Raw genomic sequence first — 26,383 nt, forward strand, 5'->3', positions numbered from 1 at the left:
TCAGCAGAGTGAAATAAAAATACGCACTTATAAAAAAGAAAGCCGCTGCAAAAATAATGTTGCAACGGCCTAAACAATCTAAATTAAACTAATCTTAAATCTGTATCTCTATTTTAGGACTAGTCATTCAACTTGTATTACTGGTTTCAACTACGCTATTTGGCAGTTGCTGCGGCGGGTTGTTTCACCACATTCATTGTTCCTTTCATCAAGCGCCAGTGACCGGGGAAGGTACACACGTAGGGGTAGTTCCCTGCTTCGGCAGGAGCTGTAAACTTCATGCGGTAAGTCTGATCAGGGTTAACTAGTGGACTTGCCATCAAAACCTGCGGGATAGATGGTACATAGTTCCGTTCGGCACCATCTTTGGCGGTGATGAGTTTATCTGCTGCGGCACCAATGATTTCCAGCGATTTGGGTTTACCAATCACCAGGTTATGCTGCATGGCATCGGGGTTTTCAAAAATAATCTCAACAGGTTTGCCGGCTATTACCGTAAACTCGGAAAGGTCAAATTTCAACGCTTCGCGCACAGCCTTGATGCGAATCACCTGCACGTTCGGATCGTTTTCTGAGGATTCCTTTATTCCAAAAGATTCCAGAAAACTTCCCATGCGTCCACTTAATTCGGGAGAAATCGATTGACTTAAAGATGCCAAAAATGACTTATCGGCCTCAGATGCAACTTCTTTTCTTCTGACATTCCAGCCATTCAGAACGCCCTTGTTAACTGCAAAAAGTCCGTCAGGATCCAGCTTTTGGGCCGTTTTCAGCATGTCAAGCACCTCGCTTGCCGAGGCGTAAGACGCATAACTCCGGGCGGCACGTTCCAGGGCAAAATCCGACATACGCTGTGGGCTGCGAACCTCAAAGGTTTTGGTCAACACGTTGTTACGTTCGTTGGCTTCTTCAACCACGTTATCTTTATCAATTGTCGCCGTTACGCTCACTTTTCCTGCCTGCTCCGACGTAAACCCAAACGGGCTGTTCCAGGGGCCATTGTTGCCTTCTGAGAGCTGAATGGTTTCGCCCGGAGCAATCCCCTTGGTAATTTTACGACTTACATAATTGATATTCAATCCATTGCCACGAATACCTACCGTTATCAGCGGTACTACATCGGCCGGAACTGCCACGCTGCCTTTATTGGTAATTTCGAGTGTAATACGTGCATATTCGCGAACATACGGACTTGATGGATTGATTGTGATATTAGAAACGGACAATTCGGCTTTTCCTTCAATCAGTGCCGTTTCGCCCATCGCATGTTTGGAGTGATCCATCCCCTGCATCGGCGCAGTACTTGCTGTAAATGAAGCGCTTGCAGCCTTCTTTTGGGGAGCTGCCGCTACACGCTGGGCCAGGTATTTCTGACGAAGTTTACCATCATTGGCATTCAATACAATGGAAAAAGCATCGGGCAACCAACGGTCATTGGCGGCTTCGTATTCTTCCATTCGAGCCAGAAGGGCCGTTTCAATGGCAGGTGTTTGGGGCGTTTCGGTAAGAGCCAGCAGCGTGTTCAGAACTACCAACGGCTCCTGATCGTGCAGGGCGTTTGCCTGCATGAGCGCCTGCGCAGTTGCTTCGTTTTTGGGCAATACCTGTACGGCATTCTTACGAACGGCTGCACTTGGGTGGCGCAAGGCCTGCGTAACCGCACTCAACACTGTCGGGTCTCCGAGGGCATCCAGGCCGTGCAGGGTCCAAAGCGCGTGGATGGCAGCAGTATTCAGGCCAATTTCATCAACCGACTGATCTTTCACCAGCGCTACCAATTGAGGAACTACGTCTTTATTTCTACGCTCAACCAGCATCCGCTGCGCATGACGACGCCACAGCATGTTGGTATTTTTGAGGGTAGCAACCAACTCTTCGGGACGATCTTTGCTCAACGAAATCGGCGTATAAGCCGGAGCATTTTTCCAGGCAATCCGGTACAAACGTCCGTGAGTAAAGTCTCTAAGATCGGTATCATAGGCATTACCACTTCCATTATCAAATCCTTTGGGCGTTGGGTTATGCTGAATAATGAAGCTATACCAGTCGGCTACCCAAACGGCGCCGTCCGGGCCCACCTCAGCAAACACGGGCGACACCCATTCGTCAGCCCCGGCCAACAGGTTGAATGCTTCCTCATCTTCGTAGTCCGTTCCGTTTTTAACCATTTTGTTTTGGTGCAAAACGTGTCCGGTTGGTTCAGATACAAACGCAATGCTGTTCCAGTATTTTTTTGGAAAAGCGCGTGCCGTATAAAAATTATGACCCGCAGCGGCAGTAAAGCCACCAAATACATCCACCTGCCGGACTTTGGGCGTAATAGGCTTCATGTCTTTGTGCGTATCCGTTCCCCGTCCGCCGTTGTCTACCCGACTATTTCCAAAATAGCGACTTGGAATCGCCATGTACCAGCCGTGTGAGTTGTTGGCCGTAGAGCCGAACAAATCGCCGGCTTCGTTGAAACCAAGTCCCCAGGTATTATTGGAAGTACGGGTCATCATTTCCATATCAGAACCATCGGGACGGAACCGGAAGAGTACTTGTCCGAAATTAAGGCTGTCTTTATCGGCAAATTTTCCTTTGAAACCCGAATAGCCCAAAGCACCATAAATCCAGTTATCAAAGCCATAGTGCAGGTTGGAAGGTCCGGCGTGGGTATCAAACGTACCAAAACCCGTGAAAAGAGTTTTCTTGACATCGGCTTTGTCGTCTCCGTCGGTGTCCTGCAGGAAAATCATATCAGGAGCCTGAGACACGATAAGTCCGCCATTGGCAAACACCATACCCGTCGGAATGCTGAGTCCATCGGCAAAACGGGTAAATTTATCCGCTTTGCCATCCTTATTGGTATCCTCACAAATCAGGATATAATCGCTTCCGCCACTGCTCTTGCGTTCGTTGGGATAATCTTTGGTAATCAGCACAAACAACCGTCCGCGCTCGTCCCAGGTCATTGCGATAGGGTGCATGACGTCGGGCTCATGAGCAAAAACAGATAGAGAAAAATCTACCGGAATCTGAATATGTTTTACGGATTCTTCGGGCGAAAGCGGTAACTGCTGCAACTGAGGACCGGGGCGTTGCTCGTAGTTGGGCAGGCGGGCTTCCCGGTATTCAAAAGGCTTTGGATTAAGCGCTTTATGCGCCTGACGGGCTTCGTCATTTACAGCCCAAAGAATTCCTTTTTCAATTAGGTTATGAAACTGAGGCTGTGTCCAGGTGCGCTCATCGTGGCCGTAGGCTGTATAAAATACGCGCCCCTTGCCGTGCGTCCGCACCCATGTGTACGGTTCTTTGGTTTGGCCGGGTTTATCCTTGGCCTGATCTGCCTGAATAATCCGCTCCGTCAGGACGATGTTGTCCGGCTGCAATTTTTCGTGCAAATACGTTTCATCCCAGGTTTTGAAAGGCTCTACGCCCGCGAGTGCCGGATGTTCAGGCTGTGTCCATACGGGCTGAATGGTGTCCATCGTATGCCGCCAAAACTGACCGCCAATTAGCTTCACCACCTCAGGATTATTTCTAAAACAGTAGGAAGCACAGTGAATGGGCAGGAACCCTTTTCCCTGCGCCACAAAATCCAGCAGAGCATTGGCCTGTGCGGGCGCAATCGTGTCCCAGTTGGCAAAGAGCAACAGCGCGTCATACTTTGCCAGCGTTTCGGGGTTCAGGTCCGTAAGCTTATCTGTGTAGGTAAAATTGATTCCTTTACTGCCCAAAGCTTCCATCAGTTTGGGCACAAAATCTATGGGGCGGTGATGCCCGTTATCGCCCAAAAATAGTATTTCCAGCCGCCGTGCCGTTACCTTCGACGCTGCCGTCGTTACGGTAGCCAATTCGCCGGTAGCGGTCTGTTGTACGCCTGTATTCCTGGCACATTGCCAGAACAGCGCCACACCCACAATCAATAGCCCGATGCGTTTCATAAAATTGGTTGTTTAAAAAATGAGTGCAGGCGCAGCTATGTACGCCACGCCTGCGGTAGGGTTAGGAATTTTTAAAATCAGGAATCGCAATCAGTTTGCCACCTTCCATTGCCGACTCATGCGCCAAAATCCCGACGCTCGTCCAGTTGGCTGACTGCCAGGCATTTGGGAACGGTTCACGATCTTCGATCAGCGCCATAATAAATTCATGGGCAAGGTGCGGGTGCGAACCACCGTGGCCGCCTCCCTGCACAAACGACAGGTGCGCTTTTTCGCCCAAATCATACACGCCACGGCCCGTAAACGACTGAATCTCTTCGGGTAGCAGGTGCGCATAATCAGGGGTTGGAACACGCTCAGGGATCTCATGCTCAGGCTTTTTGGCCGTATGAATCACCGGATCTTCGCCTTCAATGAGCGGCCATTCAAATGATTTTTTACTGCCATATACCTCAAAACTTTCCCGATATTGACGGGCCGTATCAAAAAGAGAACGGTACACATAAGCCGACAAATCACTGTCTTTGAACTTGATATGCGCCGACTCAACGGCAAAAGGCGAGTTATGGATTTTTACCAGATCTTCACTGATTGTCCCCGAACCAAAGCACGAAACATATTCCGCTTCAAGCCGCAGCAAACCCGCCACCGGTCCCACGCAGTGTGTGGCGTAGTGCATCGGCGGCAGGCCGGGCCAATAGTCGGGCCACCCTTCCATATCCTGCTGATGACTCGCTTTCAAAAACTGCACTTTGCCGAGTTCGCCTTTTTCGTATAATTCTTTGACAAACAAAAACTCGCGGGCGTACACCACGGTTTCCATCATCATGTATTTCAGGCCGGTTTCTTTACACACCTTCACGATTTCCATACAATCTTCTACCGAAGTAGCCATCGGTACGGTACACGCAACATGCTTACCTGCCCGAAGAGCTTTCAAAGTTTGCTCGGCGTGATTTGGAATGGGCGAGTTTATATGAACAGCATCTACGTTTGGGTCAGCCAGCAAATCGTCGTAGCTTGTGTAGCGCACGTCTACCCCAAATTCATCGCCCACGGCGTAAAGTTTGGACTCCGTCCGCTGACAAATCGCATACATATTGGCATTCGGATGACGCTGATAAATGGGAATAAACTCAGCTCCGAAACCAAGTCCAACAATGGCAATATTGATTTTTTTCATGGGTAAAAAAGTAGTAATTAACTCAAAGTTTTCAGGTAGTTATTATGACAAAACAATGTGATTTTGCACGGGAGCAGTTTTCACATTTTTTTTGATAAAGTCCAGTCCATCACGCATCAGTTGCTCTTCTGAATCAAACATTTTGCGCCAGATATTCGCCGCCGGGAGTTTTGGGCTGAACGCCTCAATACTCAGCCAACCGTCGTAGCCAATCGCCTGAATCGCGTCAAACACACCCGGCCAGTCAACATTCCCTTTGCCGGGAGTCGATCGGTCATTTTCAGAAAGTTGAATGAAAGAAATTCGGTCGCCCATTGTGCGGATACACTCGCCCGTATTTTTTTCTTCAATGTTGGCATGAAATGTATCGAACATGATTCCGCAAGCGGGGTGATTTACCTCATCCACAAATCGAATCAGCTCATCGCCACAGCTTGTAAGGTACGTTTCAAAGCGGTTGAGGTATTCAAGACCCAGCGAAATGCCCTGCTGCTGTGCGTATTCGGATAAATTATAAATACCTTCCACGCCCCATTTCCATTCGTCGGCAGTGGCGGGTTGTCCGCTAAAAACGCCCAAAGCGGCATTAAACGGTCCCATAAGTCGTGGCGCGCCTAACACAACGGCGCAATCGACGCAGCGTTTGAGGGTTTCCAGGGCATGCGCACGAATGACGGAATCGGGACTAATGAGATTGGTGTCCGCACCACAAAAGGTATCGGCTTCGCGATGAAGGCCCAAAGCATCAAGTTTTTTGCGCCATCCCTCCCAATACTTTGGATCAGGATTAAAAACCGGGACTTCCACGCCTTCAAAACCGATTTCCTGAATAAGATCCAAAACCGGAAAGAGCGTCTCATCCACCTGCGTTCCCCACAAGAGGAGATTCATGCTGTATTTCATAAAAAATAGGGGCTAATACCAGAATACAATTTTACAGCAGAAAAATACTAAATACTTTTCGAGTTTTGATTAGTACTGACTTAATTTTGACTTTTAATAAAATTATTATTGAAATTTAGGGCAAAATTAAGCTAAAATGAAACTACCTGTTCTAAAAAACTTTGAAAGTCCTACCGGTTCCCTCATTATTCAGGAACTGGAAGAACCGCATTTTGACCCAAATTGGCATTTTCACCCGCACTTTCAGCTGTTCACCGTTCTGGAAGGCACAGGCACTCGTCTGATTGGCGATTCCATTCAAAGTTTCGAGCCGGGTGATACCGTTTTTCTTGGGCCCGACGTGCCGCACCTTTGGCGAAGTGAAGCGCCTTATTTTGAGAAAGATAGCCAACTTCGTACGAAAGGAGTAGTGCTTTATTTTCAGGATGATTTTTTGGGTAAAGAGTTTTTGAGTAAACCCGAAATGCACCCGATTCAGCAATTTCTGGAAGAATCGCGTCGGGGAATTTCCTATATTGGTGCTACCCGTGAACTGATCCTGAGTGAACTATTGGCGCTCCCGCACTGCGACGACTTCGCCCGAATTCTGCGGGTTCTGGCTTTGCTTAATACCCTGGCTCACAGCAGCGAAGGCATTCCAATTACGAGTTATGGTTATGTCAATACCTATAAAGTTTCAGAAACGGAACGAATGCAGAAAGTACATAATTATGTGTGGCAGCATTTTCAAAAAGACATTCGACTGGGCGAAGCTGCCTCGCTTGCGGGCATGAGTGAAGCGGCTTTTTGCCGCTATTTTCGAACACGTGCCAACAAAACATTTACCGATTTCGTGAGCGAAATTCGAATCGGGCATGCGTGCAAATTACTCGTAGACACGCAGTGGACTGTTTCACAAATTGCCTACGAAAGCGGTTTTGACACGCTCTCAAATTTTAACCGAAATTTTAAAAAATTTACCCGTCAAACTCCCCGCGAGTACCGCAGCGCGTACCGCACTTCTGTTCAAAGTTCTTTGTAAAAAGAGAATGAAAGTCGGCTTTTTTAATTTTTTTTCAAAAAATAAGTTGGGGAAAATCCCTCTACTGCTAGTCTGTTAGTGCAGGGGTCAGGTACTATGCTGTAAGGCTGCATGCCTTCGGACTAGATCGTCCCTTGCGGTAGAGCGCGGGCTCTTTCCGCTTTTTTGTTCTCAAAGGTTTTTGACATTCCTAACAATACAGCAGACTATTCCTGAAAAGCCCATGAAACCCCTTGCTCACAACCGAAGAACGTTCCTAAAAACCACTGCCCTTACCACGTTGGGGGTTTCTGTCTATGGTGCCGATGCCCTGAGCAAACAGGCCGCCGGCACACGAGTCGGGATTATTGGCCTCGACACCTCGCATAGCGTCGCTTTTACCAAAGTATTGAATGCCGAAAACCCGGACGCTGCTTACCGTGGCTACCGCGTGGTGGCGGCGTATCCGCAGGGAAGTCTCGATATTGAATCGAGTGTCAAGCGGATTCCGGGGTATATCGAAGAGGTAAAGAAATTGCAGGTTGAAATTGTAGATTCCATTGAGGAACTACTGACTCGCGTGGATGTAGTTTTGCTGGAAACCAACGATGGCCGCCGCCACCTGGAACAGGCTCTGCCGGTACTGAAAGCGGGCAAAAGATTATTTGTTGATAAACCAATTGCAGGTTCTTTGACAGATGCCGTCAAACTTTTTGAAGCGTCAGAAAGATATAAAGTACCGCTGTTTTCGGCTTCTTCGCTACGCTACATCAAAGGCATCGAAACTTTGGACAAAAGCAAGGTCGTTGGTGCGGATACGTACAGCCCGGCAGTCCTCGAAAAAACACATCCGGATTTGTTTTGGTATGGCGTGCACGGGGTTGAGACATTGTTTACCGTGATGGGTACGGGCTGTCAAAGCGTAGTTCGGGTGCATGCCGACTCCACGGATATTGTCATTGGTACGTGGAAGGATGGTCGGGTTGGAACTTTTCGCGGCACCCGCACCGGCAAGCACGACTACGGCGGCACGGTATATACTCAAAATGGCAACCTTACCCTGGGGCCGTACGGTGGCTACGAACCTCTGCTTAAAGAAATTATTACATTTTTTGACACCGGAAAAGTACCCGTTTCTTCGGCTGAAACGCTTGAAATATTTGCTTTCATGGAGGCCGCCGACGAGAGTAAACGTCGTGGCGGCGCTCGTGTAACGCTGGAAGAAGTGATGCAAAAAGCCCGGAAAATGTAAGTAGTAAAATCTGATTATTCCTGAACCTAAAACTCCAAACTCATGCTTTCTGAACAAGAATCCCGTCGAAATTTTATTAAAAAAACCGTCGCCGGCACGGCAGCATTAAGCCTCGGCGGACTATTGCCTGGTTTCAGTCCGCGCAGTTATGCGCGTATTTTAGGCGCCAACGACCGGGTTCAGGTTGGCGTGATGGGCGTCAATAGCCGGGGCTTTGCGCTGGCGTCAAATTTTGCGGTGCAGCCTAATTTTTCGGTTCTCAGCATTTCGGACGTAGACTCGCGTGCTGCCGACAAATGTATTGACGCGGTTACGAAGCTGCAAAGTACCAAACCTTCCGCCCAGCCGGATTTTCGGAAATCGCTGGAAAACAAAGACATGGATGCGCTGATCATTGCCGCTCCCGACCATTGGCACGCTCCGGCAGCTATTCTGGCTTCTCAGGCAGGCAAACATGTGTACCTGGAAAAACCCTGCAGCCACTCCCCCAACGAAGGCGAACTGCTGCTGGCCGTAGCCAAGAAATATAAGAATGTGATTCAAATGGGCAATCAGCGGCGCTCGTGGCCCAATGTGGCCGCAGGCATTGCGGAGGTAAAGGGCGGCAGCATTGGCCGTCCCTACTTTGCGAAAGGCTGGTATACCAACAACCGTGCGTCGATTGGTATTGGCAAAGAAACCGCCGTGCCTTCCTGGCTCGACTACGAGTTGTGGCAGGGGCCCGCACCCCGGCGGCCGTTCAAAGATAACCTGATTCACTACAACTGGCATTGGTTCTGGAACTGGGGCACTGGCGAAGCGCTCAACAACGGCACCCACATGGTAGACCTTATGCGCTGGGGGCTTGATGTTGAGTACCCAACACGCGTGACCTCGGCAGGCGGGCGTTACCGCTATCAGGACGACTGGGAAACACCCGATACTCAGGTTATTACGATGGAGTTTGCCAACAACACGGCTATGACCTGGGAAGGCCGCAGCTGCAACGGCCGCACTATTGAGGGGCAAAGTGTAGGCGTAATTTTTTATGGAGAAAAAGGTTCGCTTTTGATTGAAGCGGGAAATTCATACAAGATTTTTGATCTTGAAAATAAACTTATAAAGGACGTTAAGAACGATCTCGTCATTGACCCCCGCAACAAAATGAATCCTTCACAGGCGTTGGATGCGTTTCACTTTCAGAATTTTTATGACGGCATTGCCAAAGGGGCAACCCTGAAATCAGACATTGTGGGCGGTCACCAAAGTACGCTGCTGTGCCAACTCGGAAACATTGCCCAACGCACCGGCACGACACTGATAACTGACCCAACCAATGGGCACATCAAAAACAACGCCGCTGCCATGAAACTCTGGAAACGAGAGTATCAAAAAGGCTGGGCACCGACTGTGTAAGCATCAATTTACCCTCAATTTTCGAAAAAAAACTATTCCTAAACCCTTATGAAAACACCTCCGCTGGCCGTTGAAGTCAGTTCGTTGAGCAAGCGCGACACGATGGTCTCCATCCTGATTATCGGCATGCTGTTTTTTATATTCGGCTTTGTGTCGTGGGTCAACGCCATTTTGATTCCTTATTTCAAAATCGCCTGCGAGCTTACGAGTTTTCAGTCCTATCTCGTCGCATTTGCCTTTTACATTTCCTATTTCGTGATGTCGGTTCCTGCTTCATTTCTCCTGAAAGCAGCCGGATTTAAGAAAGGGATGATGATCGGTTTTTGGGTCATGGCGCTTGGGGCGTTCATTTTTGTGCCTGCGGCCTACACCCGGACCTACGAGGTTTTTTTGGCGGGCTTGTTTACCATCGGCATCGGATTGTCCATTTTGCAAACGGCTGCCAATCCTTATATTACCATTTTGGGTGATAAAGAACGGGCAGCACAGCGCATCAGCATTATGGGGATTTGCAACAAAGGTGCCGGAATTCTTGCACCGATTTTATTTGCAGCCGTCATCCTGCGTCCCACCGATACGGCCCTTTTTGAACAACTGTCGAGCATGGGCGAAGCCGAGCGCGCCGCTGCACTTGACGAACTGATCCGGCGGGTTATTGTGCCGTATTCGGTAGTAGGCACCGTGCTGTTTACTTTGGGTGTTCTGGTTTTTTATTCCCCTTTGCCCGAAATCAACACCGAGCACGAAAGTCCGGAACTGGCTTTGGCCAATGCCGATAAGAACAGCATTTTCAAATTCCCTCACCTGATTCTGGGTGCCATAGCCATATTTTTACACGTAGGCACACAGGTCATCGCTATTGATACAGTCATCAGTTATGCCAATTCTATGGGGATGGATCTGCTGGAAGCCAAGGTTTTTCCTTCGTATACGCTGTTTTTTACGATTTGCGGGTATTTGCTGGGCATTGCACTTATCCCCAAATTCATCAGTCAGGTCAATGCGCTGCGATTCTGTACGGTACTCGGTACGCTGCTTACGCTACTGATTATTTTTGCCAAAGGTCCGGTCAGTTGGCTGGGACATGAGGCTGATATTTCCATTTGGTTTGTGGTGCTGCTGGGGTTGGCCAACTCACTGGTATGGGCCGGCATTTGGCCGCTTGCTCTGGATGAATTGGGGCGGTTTACAAAGCTGGGGGCTTCTATTTTGATTATGATGCTTTGCGGCAATGCGCTTATGCCGCTGGTGTATGGCTACGTAGCCGATTTGTCGGATGTCCGTTCGGCCTATTGGGTGCTGTTTCCATGCTATTTGTATCTGGTGTATTATGCGGTTTACGGACACCGGGTGCGGCGGTGGGGGTTATGAAATGTTATAACTCACGTTTCATATTTCACATTTCACATTTCACAGGGCTGCACCCTGTGCTAGCGGATTGCGCCCCTTTGGGGCTTTTTGGAGTTTTTGTAAGTTGTATAGATCGTTTTTTTTTATATCCATTATTTATCCTCATCCATAAGCACCCTGTGCTAGCGGATTGCGCCCCTTTGGGGCTTTTTGGAGTTTTTGTAAGTTGTATAGATCGTTTTTTTTATATCCATTATTTATCCTCATCCATAAGTACCCTGTGCTTGCGGATTGCGCCTCTTCGGGGCTTTTTGGAGTTTTTGTAAGTTGTATAGATCGTTTTTTATATATCCATTATTTATCCTCATCCATAAGTACCCTGTGCTTGTGGATTACGCCACGTTGGGGCTTTTTGGAGTTTTTGTAAGTTGTATAGATCGTATTTTATATATCCATTATTTATCCTCATCCATAAGTACCCTGTGCTTGCGGATTGCGCAACGTTGGGGCTTTTTGGAGTTTTATAGAATTTTTTAATCATTCATTTTTTATGCAAATTATACATACCGCCGATGCGAAGGATCTTGGTCAAAAATCCGGTGACCTGGCAGCAGCTCTTATCAAGAAAGCAATTGCCGAAAAAGGCCGTGCGCATATAATCATGGCTACGGGTACAAGCCAATTTGAAACTCTGAATCAACTGCTTTCACATACAGATATTGAATGGGAACGAGTGGTGATGTTTCATTTAGATGAGTACATTGGCCTGCCAATTTCTCACCCGGCAAGTTTCCGAAAATATCTGATAGAACGGGTTTTGGATAAAGTACCCGCCCTTCAAAATTATTACCTGATTAATGGCGAAACCGACCCCGAACAGGAATGCGAGCGTTTGGGCGCACTCATTACGGCTCACCCGATTGACGTTACATTGTGTGGAATTGGTGAAAACGGACACCTTGCGTTTAATGATCCACCGGCCGATTTTGATACGCAACTCCCCTACATCGTGGTACAGCTCGATGAGCCATGCCGCCGGCAACAGTTCAACGAGGGATGGTTTGAATCAATGGAAGAAGTACCTCAACAGGCCATTAGTATGTCGATTCAGCAAATTCTGAAATCCGAAACGATCATTTGCTCCGTACCAGATGAACGTAAAGCTGCGGCTGTAAAAAATTGTCTGGAATTACCCATAAGCAATCTCTATCCGGCTGGAATTTTACGCACCCATTCCGACTGCACACTTTACCTGGAACCCGCTTCGGCTTCGCTTCTCTCGCAAAAGTAAGCTATGAAAAAACGCCTGAAAATATTTAATGGCACAGTTATAACCCCCTATCGGCTCATTCCGAACGGAATACTGCTGATTGAGGATGGCATCATTCGGGAAATTGGTACCGCCAACCGGGATTTTCCCGACGCTGACGAAATCGACGCAAAGGGACAATTTATTGCGCCCGGCTTCATTGATTTGCACGTACACGGCGGCGGTGGGCATGACTTTATGGATGGTTCATTAGAAGCTTTTTTGGAAATAGCCAAAACCCACGCCCGTTTTGGAACCACGGCGATGGTGCCTACCACGCTTACCGCCACCAAGGAATCGCTGTTGAAAACGCTGGATTTGTATCAGGAAGCCGTAAAAAATAACACGCAAGGTGCTGAATTTCTGGGACTTCACCTCGAAGGCCCCTACTTTGCCATGAGTCAGCGTGGTGCGCAGGACCCACGCTACATCCGAAATCCTGATCCTGCGGAGTATCGGGAAATTCTGGCTCACGCTCCCGGCGTCGTTCGTCGGTGGAGTATTGCACCCGAGCTACCTGGTGCGCTCGACATGGGACGTTTTTTGCAGTCGCAGGGAATTCTTGCTTCGGTTGCGCATACAGAGGCGATTCATGAAGATGTAGTGTTGGCAGCCGAAAACGGGTATAGTCTCATGACGCATCTTTACTCGGGCATGCTCGGTGTTACTCGTCGAAACGCATTTCGGTATGCGGGTGCGGTCGAAAGTGCGTTTTTGCTGGACGATATGGATGTAGAAATCATAACGGACGGCATCCACCTGCCCCCGCCCCTTCTCCAATTAATCTATAAAATCAAAGGCCCGGATCGGATTGCGCTTATTACGGACGCTATGCGGGCGGCCGCCCAAAACGTAACCGAAAGTACGCTGGGTTCGCTGCAAAATGGGCTACCCGTTTTGGTAGAAGACGGCGTGGCCAAACTACCTGACCGGACAGCCTTTGCCGGTAGCATCGCCACCGCCGACCGGCTGCTTCGAACCATTATGACACAAACGGACATTCCGCTAACAGCGGCTGTACAAATGCTCACGGCTACACCTGCCCGCATCATGGGCGTTGACAAACGTAAAGGTTCGCTTGCTATTGGTAAAGAGGCAGACGTGGTTCTATTTGATAATTTATATCAAATTCAAACCACAATCTGTAAAGGAAACGTGGTTTTTTCTTCCTGAAACAGGGAAAACAGTACAATTGCTCGTCTGTGTTTTTGTAGAAGAAATAAAACGACAAACCATTCATGTCGTTTTTCTTTTTCCCCAATTAAATAGTTCGGCGAACGCCAAATTACCACTTGTAATCAACTACTTATGTTAAAAAAAAGTCTGTCTGTTCTGGCCTTATCTGCCCTCTTGATTATGAATCAGGGATGTAATACTTCCAAAGAAACCGCCGATACCTCGTCGTCAGCGCTGCGTCTGATTGTGCTGGACCCCGGGCATTTTCACGCGGATCTCCTGCAAAAATCTACTTACAATGATGTGGATTCTACGGTATACGTTTACGCTCCCGAAGGACCGGAAGTGAAATCGTATCTCAGCAAGGTTGAAAAATACAACAGCCGGAACGAATCGCCTACGAACTGGAATGAGCAGGTATACACTGGCGCTGATTACCTGGAAAAAATGCTGGCCGAAAAACCCGGTAACGTGGTGGTGATGGCAGGAAATAACAAGCGCAAGACTGATTATATCAAAAAATCGGTAGATGCCGGGCTGCATGTGCTGGCCGACAAACCGATGGCAATCGACGCTGCAGGTTTTGAATTGCTGAAAGAGGCGTTTGAATCAGCAAAAAAGAACAATGTGCTGCTTTACGACATCATGACCGAACGCTACGAGATTACCAACACGCTCCAAAAAGAACTGGCTAAATCGCCGGAGATTTTTGGTGAATTACAAAAAGGAACCCTCGAAGAACCCGCTGTTAGCAAGGTAAGCGTCCATCATTTTTTCAAATATATTTCGGGCGAAGCACTCGTGCGTCCCGCCTGGTTTTTTGACGTAAGTCAGCAGGGCGAAGGAATCGTAGACGTAACCACGCACCTCGTAGACCTGATTCAGTGGGCGTCTTTTCCGGAACAGGTACTTTCTCCCTCAGACGTAGACATCAAGACCACCAAACGATGGACTACCAACCTCAGTCCGTCGCAGTTTAAGCTCGTGACAAAGCTCGACAGCTACCCTGATTTCTTAACTTCGTCAGTAAAAGACAGCACGTTGAGTGTCTATTCCAATGGCGAAATCAACTACACGCTCAAAGGCGTTCATGCTCAGGTTCAGGTACTTTGGAATTTTCAGGCACCGGAAGGCGCCGGTGATACGCACTATTCGATCATGCGCGGCTCAAAAGCCAACCTGATTATCCGGCAGGGTGCTGAGCAAAAATACAAGCCTGCGCTGTACATTGAGGCCGTAGGAAAAGATGAAACCTATGCAGCGGCACTGGAAGCGGCCTTTCAGAAAGTAGAAGCGCTGTATCCGGGCATTTCCCTGAAAAAAGATGCCAAAGGGTGGCAGGTACTGGTTCCCGAAAAATATGAAGTAGGACATGAAGCGCACTTTGCGCAGGTAGCCCGCAAGTACATGGAGTACCTCAAAGACGGAAAGCTGCCGGAGTGGGAAGTCCCGAACATGATCACGAAGTATCATACAACTACGCAGGCTTTGCAAAAAGCAAAATAAGGTCAAAACTGTCCAAATGAAAGAAAAGCGTCAGTCCAAAAAACCTGGACTGACGCTTTTACTTTGAGGTAAAGGACATTTTAATAATACCAAAAACCTACTGTTCGTTCAGGGCCCAATTGTAATTCATGTACGAAATGGCATCGCTTTCGAGTTTTGTTTTGGCATACTTGTTAATCCACTCTTTCACAGGCATTTTCTTCTTAAAATCGCCACCATACCAATCCATAATCTTGGTAATACTGGCGCTGTTTTTGGTTACTACATTTTTGGTCGGATCATTCAGAAAATCGCGCCCCTGATCGTCGAGTTGCTTGTCTAGTTTATCAGCTGTAAACGCCTCGTTGCGAAGGGGCGGGCACGATTTGGCTGCGCAAACAAGCGCAAAGTGAATGCGGGGCTCGTTGAACTGCTTGCGGATGATGCCGTGTTCGATGTTGTTCAAATCCATTTTTTTGCCCCCAATCTCAATAAACTTCACATCCCAGGGTGTATTTACGAACGGAATTTTTATGGAAGAGCCAATATCTTTGATACTCTTGACAGGATAATGTTCCAGGATAAGTTCAATGGTGTAGGCGTTGTAAGCATTGATCCAATAAGCCAATTGTTCGTCTTTGCTCCATTTGTTGTTGGGCGCACTTTTGCTCAGCAGATTGAGGTATTTTTTCAGCTCAGCTCGGTCTTGTTTAAAGCCTTTGTAATCGACCATTCCCTGGTTGTTCACATGTTTTTTGAGCAACTTATCCCAGATTCCATGATCCACGTCAAGAGCATTTGAGGTGGGCGCAGACGTGCCGCAGGAGGTCATTAACAGAATGACATAAATGGTATACAGGAGATTTTTAATAGTCATAAATTTTAAAATTTAAGGCGCAAATCGTGAGATACGTATTTACTGCCGGTTGAATTTGCATCTTTGGTATATATACGAAAAAAAGCAAGCCATAGTTTGCTGACGGTACGGGCCAAAACAGCATGTTGAAGAAAATTAGCCCATTTTTTCAAAAAAAATTCCGGCTTATTGATAGAAGCCGGAATCAGAAACCTTAAAAAAACTAGTGGATTATCCTTCAAACAAATTACCCAAACCACCCAAAACTGAGCCGCTTTCTTTCTTGGCATTGCCGCCGCGGGGCGACAGCCGATCAATGAGTTTAGAAATTGGCATGGATTGAATCCAGACTTTTCCGGTTCCACGCAGGGTTGCCAAAAAGATACCTTCTCCACCAAAAACCATGGATTTGAGGCTACCAGCCCGTTGAATATCAAAGCTAATGCTTGGCTCGAAAGCGACCACACAGCCGGTATCTACCCGAAGTGTTTCGTTATTCAATTGCCGCTCCATCATCACGCCGCCCGCATGCACAAAGGCCATGCCGTCGCCACGAAGCTTTTGCAGGATAAAACCTTCACCCCCAAATAATCCTGAGCCGATTCGTTGATTAAAATGGATTTTCATGCTTGTTCCCATTGCCGCGCACAAAAAGCCATCCTTCTGCACAATGAGCTCATTGCCATAGATTTTGCTCAGGTCAATCGGCATGATCGTACCGGGATAGGGCGCTGCAAAGGCTACTTTCCGCTTGCCAATTCCGCGGTTGGTAAAGTGCGTCATAAACAGCGACTCGCCCGTAATGAGGCGGGTGCCAGCCTGAAAAATCTTGCCCATAATGCTTTGATTCGCTTCCGAACCATCGCCCATTTTGGTTTCAAACTGAATGCCATCTTCCATGAACAGCATAGCACCGGCTTCGGCAATTACGGTTTCGTTGGGATCAAGTTCTACCTCAACCACCTGAATGTCTTCGCCAAGTATTTTGTAATCAATTTCGTGTGAAATCATGAGTAAAAGAGTTTAAATAGGTTTAAGGTTACGTGAGTAAAAATGAATCCAAATAGTTTATTCTTCTTCCTGCGGGGGAGTTTTGGGTTTTGCTTTCCGCGTTTTCCGGCCCGGAATATCTTCGCGGTCGCGGAGTTTTTTATCGTCTACATTTTTATTCAAAAACTCGTTGATGCGATCCATGTCAAAGCTCGTGGTTATTTCTCCAAAAGAATTTATCTGAATATCAAATCCTTCAAGGTCTTTATGTACGCGCGGTTTTTCTTCTTCGGGAGCGTTGGGATCCAGTGGTTTTTTCTTAGCCATAATCAGTTGATTTGAAAGGTTTTTTATGTCGGGGACTTCCGTTGAATGCCTTTTTTTTAGTGTATAAATGTAAAGAACCTTGCCAGCAAAGGCAAGGTTCTTCCAGTAAACGGCTCAATTTAGCCTTTAATCGGTACTTTTGAATGTATAAAGGGCAGCGCTACTTTCAATGAGCATTGCTGTCGGCAGGGTTTCCTTTCAAAGATTCAATCACGATTTCTTCAAATCCCGGCAGCGTTTTGTACGCGTAGTCGCAGGTCCAGGTAGCAGGATAGTCGTACGATACTTCCAGAAAAGCCTTTTTGCCTTTGGGCGCATTGGGCGTCGTTGCGTCGTTTTCGCGGTAGTTTATCTGCACCGGAATATTTCGGTAATACTTAAAAAACTCAGGATGAGTCACATGGCCTAGCGGCGTGGTATCATAAGGTATGAAACCTTCCACGCCAAAAATCCGCTTACCCCGCTGCATCCAGGGCGCAAATTGGGCAGCCAGCCATTGGTCGCCTTTTGAACCCGATTTTAAAAAGTCAAGATCGGTTTTTCCTAAAAATAAATAGGCACTGCATTCAAAACCAGATAGAATTACTTTCACACCAGATTCAAAAATTACTTTGAACGCGTCAACGTCTTTTTCAAAATTGTAATCCGAAACAGTCAGCGTTTCCAAACCCGGCCGAAAGGGAAATTTCTCGGTGCGTCCGGCGCAAAACGTAATTTCCTTGATCTGACTCGCTAATTCGGGATGATTTTTAAGCACCGTGGCCACATTGGTAGCCGGGCCAATCGCCACAATCGTTAGCTTTTCTTTGCGAAGTGCCTGGGCCAGCGCCCGGCTTGCGTCGTTTTCTACGCCTACATCGCCACACAAATCGGAGCCTTTGTACACAGGAATTGTGCGGTCCGGTGCATACCATTTCAGCATGTTTTCGGCCACGCCATAGCCGTAGTCTACATAGGTAACAAGGCTCACGCCTACCAAATCGACTTTGTCAGCCATTCGCAAAGTCATGAGCAGGGCCACAGCGTCGTCAACTTCGCGGGGCGACCGTTCCGGCAGGCCGATCATCAGGTCGGTATCCAGCCATATCGCCGGTCGGGCAGATTGCGCATGAGTCAAACCTGCGCTAAGGATGAGTAGTAAAAATGCAGTTTTTATAAAATTCATTGGTAAATAGTTGAGGATTGAAATAAAATTTTAATAGATAAATAAATTGATTTTCAGCACATTATAAAAGGTTTCACCAAAAATACCTAACACCAAACTGAAACTGTCGGGGCGGAGCTGCCGAGCGAGTTACGAAAGTATCGCCGTATTGAATTTGGTTGCTCGCACCACGCGTGACGTTAAAGCCGGAGATATTCTGCGTGTTGAGCACATTAAAAACATCTGCTGAAATTTCCATGGACGTCTTTCCAAAGGAAAGTACATAACGCGCCGACAGGTCCAGGGTTTTGGCCCAGGGCAGGCGCTGCCCATGGCGTCGTTCACCGGGGGCGTAGTCGGCAGGCCAGAATGTTTCGGAATCACCGTTCAGATCCGAGGTTCCGTAGATCCGGGCATCGGCCAGAATCGTGTACGGCTGACCGCTTTGGAGCAGAAAAGCCGGAGTAATAGACAGTCCAGGCAAGGGTTTATAAAAAATCATGGCGTTGAGCACATGACGGCGATCCTGCTCGTCAAAGGTATATTCGGCTTCAAAATTGTTGGAATCCTGCGCACGGGTGTTCAGACTGCTTGTATTGCTTTTGACCAGCGCCAGTGCATAGTTGACCCGGTAACCAAATTTATCATTTTCGGGTAATTTATGGAACACAAAATTGGCGGCCCAGTAGCGGGCTTTACCCTCGGCTGTGGTCACAAACACATTTCGGGCAATTCCTCGCAGGGTTTCACCATTCACAACGGCCACATTTCCCGCACGTATCGGCACCGGGCGGGTGGCATCGGCTTCGGCAACGGAACGTATTTTCGGATTTTCAGGATCGTCATTTGGAAACGGCGAGGCCGGATTCAGGTTACGAATCATGTATAGATCGTTGGTAGCCGTATGGACAAAATCAACGTAAAAGAGCGTTTTGTCGGTTGGCTTGTATTGATAACCCAACGAAGCCTGATGTGAATAGGGATTTTTGAAACCCTGCGGGTTCAGAATTCGTAGATTGTTAGAAAACTGTCGGTCGCGCTGTCCCTGCAAATCGTCCGGCCCGGGGCCGTTCAGGTAGGTAACTCCCGATGTGGTGGCGCGCAAATTTCCCGGAAACGTAATTTTGTCCAAATCAGCATTCGGGTCCAGGTATCCCAGGCGCTGCAATTCCGCCAACTGTTTTTTGTAATCAGCAGAAGTACTGTTAAACTGCAACGCATCGCTGTATGCCGAGTATTTTATTTTATCATAAAACAAACCATATCCACCCCGAACTACTCCCCGCTCCCCTACTCTGAGATTAAAAGCCGCTCGCGGAGCAATGTTGTTCCAATCGCCTTTGTTGCCGCCACCTTTTGACAAATTGTCGTAATCGTAGCGAAGGCCAAACGTAAGATTCAGGCGATTGGTGGCTTCGTAGGTATCTTCCAGGTATATGTTATACACATTTTGAACTGCACCAAAGGTTGTAGGTCTAAGCTCGACATCGTATCGAATCACGGCCACATCTGCCGAAATATCGTTTACATCAAGCGCTGCGCCAATGTTTCTGTTTTTCAAGGCTTCCAGTTGCGACTCATTCAGACGTACCGTGTAGGTGCCATTGGGGTTACCGCCTCCTAACAATTGAAAATCAGAAGACATAAATTCCAGACCCGCTTTAAAGGAATGCTTGCCACTCTTGTAAAAAAACTTTTGCTGCAACTGATGCGAAAATTCCTTGCTGTCAAAAATAGAACCACTTTGTCCGATAATCGCAATAGCTGCACCCGAAGGGTCCTGCACCGTAACCGATGCGCTGTTGGGATTGACGGGTTGGCGATAATTCCAGCGGAAGTACGAGTGCTGATAGTTGGTTTCTGCCGTAATCTGTGCGCCAATGGAATAGCTGTTTTTGAGGGCAATCAGGTACGTTCGGTTTTTTTGTGCCGAAGCGGAAGACGGAAAATTGACGCCGCCTTCAAGCCCTCCGCCCTGACGATCAATGTCAAAACTGCCGACATTGAGCCGAAGCGTAGTTTTGAAACGTCCGTTCCATAACTGATCGATTTTCCCTGACACATAGCTGAAACTATTTTTTCCGCGCACAGTTTCGTTCACTCCCAGAGCGGGCACATTTAGTAAATTATCTTTTTGATCGAGGGTTTGCTCAAAGTTGAGGTAAAAAAACGTTTTGTTTGGTTTGATCGCCCCACCCAGGCCGACGCCCAGCTGATGCCGCTGAAAACCGTCCTTCACCTGATTGCCGGAAAGATCCAGTGTCGCAAATGCAGACTTGGAATCAATAATACTACCTGGGCGAGTCAGGTAAAAAATCTCCCCTGAAAACTCATTTTTACCAGAACGGGAAGTTACGTTGATGACTCCGTTGCTCGTATTACCATATTCTACCGAATAATTATTGGTCAAAACCGTGATTCCTTCCGCAAAACCAACGGGCGTATTGAACTTCATATTCCCCAAAAATCGCTCGTTATTGTCCATACCGTCAATCATGTAGTTGGTATACGTCCCATTTAAGCCATTAATCGACACATTGGGGGCTTCGGCATAGCCAAGGGTAGCCAGCGTAAGGTTAGGCAAACGATACAACGAGCGCGTAATGTCACGCCCTTCGATGGGCAACGCCTGTATTTCTTTTTTGGTAACATAATACGAAACCTGTGCATCCTTCACGTTGAGCTGAGCGGTGCGTCGGTCGCTTACAACTACCTCATCCAGCACCGACTCCCGTCGTGAGGGAAGTTCAAGGATGATTTGGGAAGTTGTATTTACCCCAGAAACGGAGGCTTCGGCAAACTCGGCGAAAGCTTCTGTAAACACCCGAAAACGATTACCGGAGGCAAGATTTTCAAAGCGCACGCGCCCGGTCGAGTCTGTTTGGGCTGTGGCTTTAAAATTAAGCGTGCTGTTTTCGATAGTGACGGTTGCGCCCCGAACCGGCTGATGATACAGTAGGTCCAGCACCTGTACTTCCACCTGCGCCGAAACGGTAAGTGACGTGAAGAAGATCAAAAAGAGCGTCCATAAAAAGGAGATCTTTTTCAAAATTCCTGAAATTTGATTTGAAATAAAAGTTGCGTTCATACGGAAAGAAATAGTACATGAAATACTTTGGTGTATACGTAAAAAATCATGCTCTGGTTTTAACTGAGCTCAATTTTGATGTATTTATCCATAAAAAAGTGCCTCACAAAACGCTTTGTAAGGCACTTATTAATCTCCTAATGAGGTGAATCAGTTCAGGCGGGTAATTGTACCAGCGCTTTTTTCAAACGCCCGATCACTTCCTGCCGTCCAAGAATTTCCATCGTAATCATCAGGTCGGGGCCTGCCCCCACACCAGTAATAGCCACGCGGAGCATTTGCATGATTTTACCCATTTTGATTCCGGCAGCTTCCAGCGTTTGGGAGAGTAAATGCTTAAAATTCTCCGCCAAAAAAGGACCTTCTGTGGTCGCAAGTGCTTCTGCGAAAGCCGAGATTCCCCGACGGGCATCGTCGTTCCATTTTTTACTCACAATTTCCTCCTCATAGCGTTGAGGAGCTGAGAACAAAAATTCGGATTCGGAAACGATTTCATGCACAAAATGCACCCGATCTTTGAGTAGATGAACGATTTGAATGGCCTGCTCATCCGAAATATGAATCCCTTTTTTTGCAAAAATCGGTTGTACCTGCGCAGCCATCGTGGCGTCGTCCTTGTGTTTTAGATACTGCTGATTGAACCACATCGCCTTTTGAATGTCAAACTTGGCGCCCGCTTTGTGTACCCGTTCAAAGCTAAAAGCTTCGATGAGTTCCTGCATTGAAAATAACTCTTGCTCTGTGCCGGGATTCCAGCCCAAAAATGCCAGAAAGTTGGCCGTAGCTTCGGGGTAATACCCTTCTTCCCTAAAACCAAGCGCCTTTTCACCCGTTTTGGGGTCGGTCCATTGCAGCGGAAAAATAGGGAATCCGCCCAAATCCGCATCGCGCTTGGAGAGTTTTCCGTTGCCATCGGGTTTAAGCAGCAGCGGCAGGTGGGCAAACTGCGGCATAGTATCGGCCCAGCCCAGGTACTTGTAAAGCAATACGTGCATAGGCGCCGAAGGCAGCCACTCTTCCCCCCGAATCACGTGGGTAATTCCCATCAAATGATCGTCAACAATATTCGCCAAATGATAGGTTGGCATTCCGTCCGATTTGAGCAGTACTTTATCATCAACCTGCGACGAATGCACCACCACCCAGCCACGAATCAGGTCATTAAACCGAATATCGTCCTTAGGCTGCACTTTGATCCGAATCACGAACGGCTCGCCACTTTCAATACGGGCTTTGGTTTCGTCAATCGGCAATGTGAGCGAGTTGGTCATTTGCATGCGTGTAATGGCGTTGTACTGCGCAGCGGGCACCTTGGCTTCTTCGAGCCGCTTACGCATGGCATCCAGCTCTTCGGGCGTGTCAAACGCATAGTACGCTTTTCCTTCCAGCACCAGCTGTTCGGCATATTGCCGATACATGGGCTTGCGGTCAGACTGCCGATAAGGTGCGTGCGGGCCGCCCACGTGCGGGCCTTCGTCGATGTCTATGCCCAGCCAGGCCAGCGATTCCAGAATATATTCTTCGGCACCGGGCACGTAGCGGGTTTGATCCGTATCTTCAATCCGAAGCAGCATTTGCCCGCCTTGCTGCCGGGCAAACAAATAATTATACAGGGCGGTGCGCACGCCTCCACTATGTAGCGGGCCCGTAGGGCTAGGGGCAAAACGAACACGAACAGGTTGTTGACTCATGAATTAATTAAAAATATAAAAACGTAGTAAGTAGCTTTTTGACTTTTTAACTCTTTAAATTATTTAGTTGATTTTCAACTATTTATAAGTAATTTTTTAATTATAACCTAAAAATAATTGTATTCAATTACGGAATGTTTTTATTGATGAGTGAATTGAAATGTAAATAATTTTGAATGTCAGGCTGAGCGTAGTCGAAGCCCGACTGTCTAGACTGGCTTCGAACGCCAGGCGGCCCTGTACGCTCAGCCTGACAAATTCCTCAAACTCTAACTTTTCTTTACAGGATTATTCACCGATCAATAATAAATTCGGAAATGTTTCAGTTCAATCAATCATTTACAGCAATTACCGATATTTCCACGTTCACGTCCTTTGGCAGTTTCGCTACCTGCACGGTCTCCCGGGCGGGAGGTGCCTGTTCAAAGTATGCACCATACACCTCATTGATGAGGGCAAAGTCATCCATGTTTTTCAGGAAAATAGTTGCCTTCACGATATTTGCATACGACATACCGGCTTCACTCAGAATGTATCCCAGGTTTTCCATGACCTGCGTGGCCTCCGCCCGTAAATCACCGGACGCGGCTTCAGCCAACGCAATTTGGCCGGAAACATACAACGTATTATGTACGAGCACAGCCTGACTATACGGGCCAAGGGCAGCAGGTGCTTTGTCAGAAAAAATAATCTTTTTTGCCATTTGATTCGTAGGTTTTAACTTGTCAATGATTTGCAAAACTACCAAAATATGCCGCTACCCGCCCTGATTATTTTTGTAAAAAACCCAATTGAAGGAAATGTAAAGACACGAATTGCCAAAACTGTGGGTCATGCCAAAGCCGTTGAGGTCTATCAGGAACTTTTGCTACACACGCGTCAGGTAGTTTCTTCTGCCGTCTTGTCGGATGTAAAACGCACTGTATACTATGGCGATTTTGTATCAGAAAATGATCTCTGGAATGGTTGGGAGAAAGCATTGCAATGCGAGGGCGACCTGGGTCAGCGGATGCAGCAAGCCTTTCGGGAGCAATTTGAGGCAGGCGCGACGAAAGTACTTATTATTGGCAGTGACTGTCTGCAACTTCACGAAAACCACATCAAAAACGCTCTTAGACTATTAGACACTCAGGATGCCGTCATTGGCCCTTCTACGGACGGCGGTTATTATTTGTTAGGAATGAAGCGGCTGCATAATGCCCTCTTTGAAAACATGCCGTGGAGTCAATCCTCCCTGTTGCACCAAACTCTAACGGTACTTGAAACCGAAAATTCGACTTTTTCACTCCTCGAACCTCTCACCGACATTGACGAATGGGAGGATTACCTGAACGCAATAACCTTAAAAAAGTAAGGTTTCAAACGCTCCAACGTATAATACAAGAAGAATAGCCCTTCCAATACTCATGCGCGGCAATCCGTTGCCTAACTTGTCGCATATACCCCTCCATGATGTCGTAATTCACCAATACGGGTAAGTGGAAATAGTAGTATATTTGTCTTATATTATAAAAAGAATAAAAAAGTGTAGTTTTTATTTTTTATATGCTATATTTATATTTCAAATATATGATAAAGTCCGATTAACTTTTCGTCTATTAGCCATATATCCATCCGCCGCGTTCCTTCCGAACGTGGCGGAACCTTAGGTGCTACAAGTCTCGGGCCACTTATTCAAAAAGTATGGGTATGACAGGTATTTATTATTCAACTATGAAAAACGTCCAAATTCACAAATCAGCGGTCATAGATGCTTCCGCCGAGTCTGTGTGGAAAGTACTGCTTCAAAAACCATTTACAAGCCGTTGGTACGAAGAATTCAGCATGGGTGCAGAAGTAGAATCAACCTGGGAGACGGGAAGTAAAATCGTGTTCACTGATTTGAGTGGCAGCGGCATGGTGGGCAGGATTGTAGAAAACCGCACTTTTCAGTTTATTTCCATTGAGTTTGAAGGCGTTGTGGTAGCCGGCGAGGAAGAATACTATTCGGTCGATGCCCGGGCCGTGTTGGGCAGCCACGAGAACTATCGCCTGACGCCGGTGGGGAATTTTACCCTGCTGGAAATTGAAACCGAAGTTGCCCCTGCTTTCGTGGATTCCATGGGAAGTTCCTGGGAAAGTGCTCTGAAAAAGATCAAAATAATGGCCGAAAACCTCCCCAAATCTCATTCCTGAATTCCTTTTTTTAACCAATTCATATTCATAAAACCACTTTCAATTATGGCTAGCGTACATACCTATCTGAACTTTAATGGAAATACTGAGGAGGCTTTCACCTTCTACAAATCGGTATTTGGAGGCGAATTTATGGCCCTCATGCGCTTTAAGGATGTAGAAGGCAGCGATCAGATGCCCCCTGATGCTCAGGAAAAAATTATGCATGTGGCTCTTTCAATCGCTCCCGGATTTACGCTGATGGGCACCGATGCCCTCGAATCTATGGGTCAATTCCTGACGTTTGGCAACAACATGCAGATTCTTTTACAAACTGATAGTAAGGAAGAAACCACGCAGTTTTTCCATGCACTTTCGGAAGGTGGAACCATCGAAATGAACCTGGAAGATACGTTTTGGGGCGATTATTTCGGTGCCTTTGAAGATCAGTTTGGCGTGCATTGGATGATCAGCTATACCTATCCCAAAGAAGCGTAACATTATTTTTCAGTTCGTCTTGGTATAGATTAGTTGATTTTTAAGGAGGTAAGAATCATTGAGTTCGCTTGATGGTTTTTACCTCTTTTTTATTGTTGAAGTGCGATATTTGATATTAAATCATACCTTCTTCAAACGTATGGGGAGCCATCACAATTGATTTTTAATTCATAAATTGATAGTTTCCGCCACTAAAATTTTTCAATTGCTTCTATAACTTCCTAAATAACAACCACTATGACTTTTACTGAATTTGAGAATACTCTTAAACTCGCTGCACCTGATGATTCGTGGTCGCCCCTTTTGCAGGCGTTATGGTGGGACGCAAAGGGAGATTGGGAGGCCGCTCACGAAATCGCACAATCAAAAGAAGGCACAAAAGCCTTTGATCGTCTGCATGCCTATCTGCACCGCGTGGAAGGCGACGACTGGAACGCGCGCTACTGGTATCGCCGCGCCGGCGCTACCCTACCCGACCAAACACTACGAGAAGAATGGGAATATCTGGTTCGGGAACACTTATGATTTTGAAAATGTGAGTGACAAAATCGTCAATTCGTAGATTTTTCCCTGCACGTAATTTTACTTAAATTACCGTGAAACTTACCATTTAATGTGTACTCAAAAGCTTTGGCACAAAATTTCTGAGGGAGTTT

Annotated in this window: 21 protein-coding genes; 11 read left to right on the top strand and 10 right to left on the bottom strand. The window is 47.2% G+C overall.

Features of this window, described 5'->3' with window-relative positions; translation table 11 throughout:
- Positions 1-155: 155 nt before the first annotated feature.
- From EZE20_RS10025 to EZE20_RS10035, 3 genes are all read right to left on the bottom strand, one after another.
- Complete coding sequence (locus EZE20_RS10025; RefSeq protein WP_132117136.1) at positions 156-3,926, bottom strand: PVC-type heme-binding CxxCH protein; 3,771 nt, start codon at positions 3,924-3,926, stop codon at positions 156-158.
- 61 nt (positions 3,927-3,987) lie between these two features.
- Positions 3,988-5,109: a Gfo/Idh/MocA family protein gene (locus EZE20_RS10030; protein WP_132117138.1), complete on the bottom strand. Its 1,122-nt coding sequence runs from the start codon at positions 5,107-5,109 to the stop codon at positions 3,988-3,990.
- Between the two features lie 42 nt (positions 5,110-5,151).
- Positions 5,152-6,012, bottom strand: a complete 861-nt coding sequence (locus tag EZE20_RS10035) for a sugar phosphate isomerase/epimerase family protein (protein ID WP_132117140.1) — start codon at positions 6,010-6,012, stop codon at positions 5,152-5,154.
- Positions 6,013-6,148: 136 nt separating this feature from the next.
- On the opposite strand from EZE20_RS10035, the gene EZE20_RS10040 reads away from it, so the two are divergent.
- The 7 genes from EZE20_RS10040 to EZE20_RS10070 all read left to right on the top strand — a co-directional run bounded on the left by EZE20_RS10040 (position 6,149) and on the right by EZE20_RS10070 (position 15,000).
- Positions 6,149-7,033 carry an AraC family transcriptional regulator gene (locus EZE20_RS10040; RefSeq protein WP_132117142.1) on the top strand — a complete coding sequence of 295 codons (885 nt, stop codon included), beginning with the start codon at positions 6,149-6,151 and terminating at the stop codon, positions 7,031-7,033.
- A gap of 223 nt (positions 7,034-7,256) precedes the next feature.
- The gene (locus EZE20_RS10045) at positions 7,257-8,264 is read left to right on the top strand and encodes a Gfo/Idh/MocA family protein (RefSeq protein ID WP_132117144.1); all 1,008 of its coding nucleotides are present in this window, start codon (positions 7,257-7,259) and stop codon (positions 8,262-8,264) included.
- Positions 8,265-8,306: 42 nt separating this feature from the next.
- Positions 8,307-9,659, top strand: a complete 1,353-nt coding sequence (locus tag EZE20_RS10050; RefSeq protein WP_132117146.1) for a Gfo/Idh/MocA family oxidoreductase — start codon at positions 8,307-8,309, stop codon at positions 9,657-9,659.
- Positions 9,660-9,707: 48 nt separating this feature from the next.
- Positions 9,708-11,030: a sugar MFS transporter gene (locus tag EZE20_RS10055; protein ID WP_132117148.1), complete on the top strand. Its 1,323-nt coding sequence runs from the start codon at positions 9,708-9,710 to the stop codon at positions 11,028-11,030.
- A gap of 529 nt (positions 11,031-11,559) precedes the next feature.
- Positions 11,560-12,300 (top strand): glucosamine-6-phosphate deaminase, encoded by a 741-nt coding sequence (locus EZE20_RS10060; protein ID WP_132117150.1) that lies wholly within the window; start codon positions 11,560-11,562, stop codon positions 12,298-12,300.
- 3 nt (positions 12,301-12,303) lie between these two features.
- The gene (gene nagA / locus EZE20_RS10065; protein WP_132117152.1) at positions 12,304-13,491 is read left to right on the top strand and encodes an N-acetylglucosamine-6-phosphate deacetylase; all 1,188 of its coding nucleotides are present in this window, start codon (positions 12,304-12,306) and stop codon (positions 13,489-13,491) included.
- 135 nt (positions 13,492-13,626) lie between these two features.
- The gene (locus EZE20_RS10070; RefSeq protein WP_132117154.1) at positions 13,627-15,000 is read left to right on the top strand and encodes a putative oxidoreductase C-terminal domain-containing protein; all 1,374 of its coding nucleotides are present in this window, start codon (positions 13,627-13,629) and stop codon (positions 14,998-15,000) included.
- Between the two features lie 97 nt (positions 15,001-15,097).
- On the opposite strand, the gene EZE20_RS10075 is transcribed toward EZE20_RS10070, so the two are convergent.
- The 7 genes from EZE20_RS10075 to EZE20_RS10105 form a co-directional block, all read right to left on the bottom strand.
- A complete protein-coding gene (locus EZE20_RS10075) occupies positions 15,098-15,856 on the bottom strand; it encodes a DUF547 domain-containing protein (RefSeq protein ID WP_132117156.1) in 759 nt (252 codons plus the stop codon).
- 210 nt (positions 15,857-16,066) lie between these two features.
- The gene (locus tag EZE20_RS10080; protein WP_132117158.1) at positions 16,067-16,846 is read right to left on the bottom strand and encodes a TIGR00266 family protein; all 780 of its coding nucleotides are present in this window, start codon (positions 16,844-16,846) and stop codon (positions 16,067-16,069) included.
- Between the two features lie 57 nt (positions 16,847-16,903).
- The gene (locus EZE20_RS10085) at positions 16,904-17,152 is read right to left on the bottom strand and encodes a hypothetical protein (protein WP_132117160.1); all 249 of its coding nucleotides are present in this window, start codon (positions 17,150-17,152) and stop codon (positions 16,904-16,906) included.
- Between the two features lie 166 nt (positions 17,153-17,318).
- Positions 17,319-18,317 (bottom strand): nucleoside hydrolase, encoded by a 999-nt coding sequence (locus EZE20_RS10090; RefSeq protein WP_132117162.1) that lies wholly within the window; start codon positions 18,315-18,317, stop codon positions 17,319-17,321.
- Positions 18,318-18,390: 73 nt separating this feature from the next.
- A complete protein-coding gene (locus EZE20_RS10095) occupies positions 18,391-21,345 on the bottom strand; it encodes a TonB-dependent receptor (RefSeq protein WP_165933451.1) in 2,955 nt (984 codons plus the stop codon).
- Between the two features lie 194 nt (positions 21,346-21,539).
- Entirely contained in the window at positions 21,540-23,075 is a 1,536-nt protein-coding gene (gltX, locus tag EZE20_RS10100) for a glutamate--tRNA ligase (protein ID WP_132117166.1), read from the bottom strand.
- Positions 23,076-23,406: 331 nt separating this feature from the next.
- Positions 23,407-23,778 (bottom strand): Rid family detoxifying hydrolase, encoded by a 372-nt coding sequence (locus tag EZE20_RS10105; RefSeq protein ID WP_132117168.1) that lies wholly within the window; start codon positions 23,776-23,778, stop codon positions 23,407-23,409.
- Between the two features lie 48 nt (positions 23,779-23,826).
- Here EZE20_RS10105 and EZE20_RS10110 point away from each other — a divergent pair, with 48 nt between their 5' ends.
- The 4 genes from EZE20_RS10110 (at position 23,827) to EZE20_RS10125 (ending at position 26,252) form a co-directional block, all read left to right on the top strand.
- Entirely contained in the window at positions 23,827-24,429 is a 603-nt protein-coding gene (locus EZE20_RS10110; protein ID WP_132117170.1) for a TIGR04282 family arsenosugar biosynthesis glycosyltransferase, read from the top strand.
- Between the two features lie 359 nt (positions 24,430-24,788).
- The gene (locus EZE20_RS10115) at positions 24,789-25,250 is read left to right on the top strand and encodes an SRPBCC family protein (RefSeq protein ID WP_165933452.1); all 462 of its coding nucleotides are present in this window, start codon (positions 24,789-24,791) and stop codon (positions 25,248-25,250) included.
- Between the two features lie 45 nt (positions 25,251-25,295).
- Positions 25,296-25,727: a VOC family protein gene (locus EZE20_RS10120; protein ID WP_132117174.1), complete on the top strand. Its 432-nt coding sequence runs from the start codon at positions 25,296-25,298 to the stop codon at positions 25,725-25,727.
- Positions 25,728-25,964: 237 nt separating this feature from the next.
- Positions 25,965-26,252 (top strand): hypothetical protein, encoded by a 288-nt coding sequence (locus EZE20_RS10125; protein WP_132117176.1) that lies wholly within the window; start codon positions 25,965-25,967, stop codon positions 26,250-26,252.
- Positions 26,253-26,383: the final 131 nt, after the last annotated feature.

This window comes from Arundinibacter roseus (assembly GCF_004348825.1).
Lineage (GTDB): Bacteria > Bacteroidota > Bacteroidia > Cytophagales > Spirosomataceae > Arundinibacter > Arundinibacter roseus.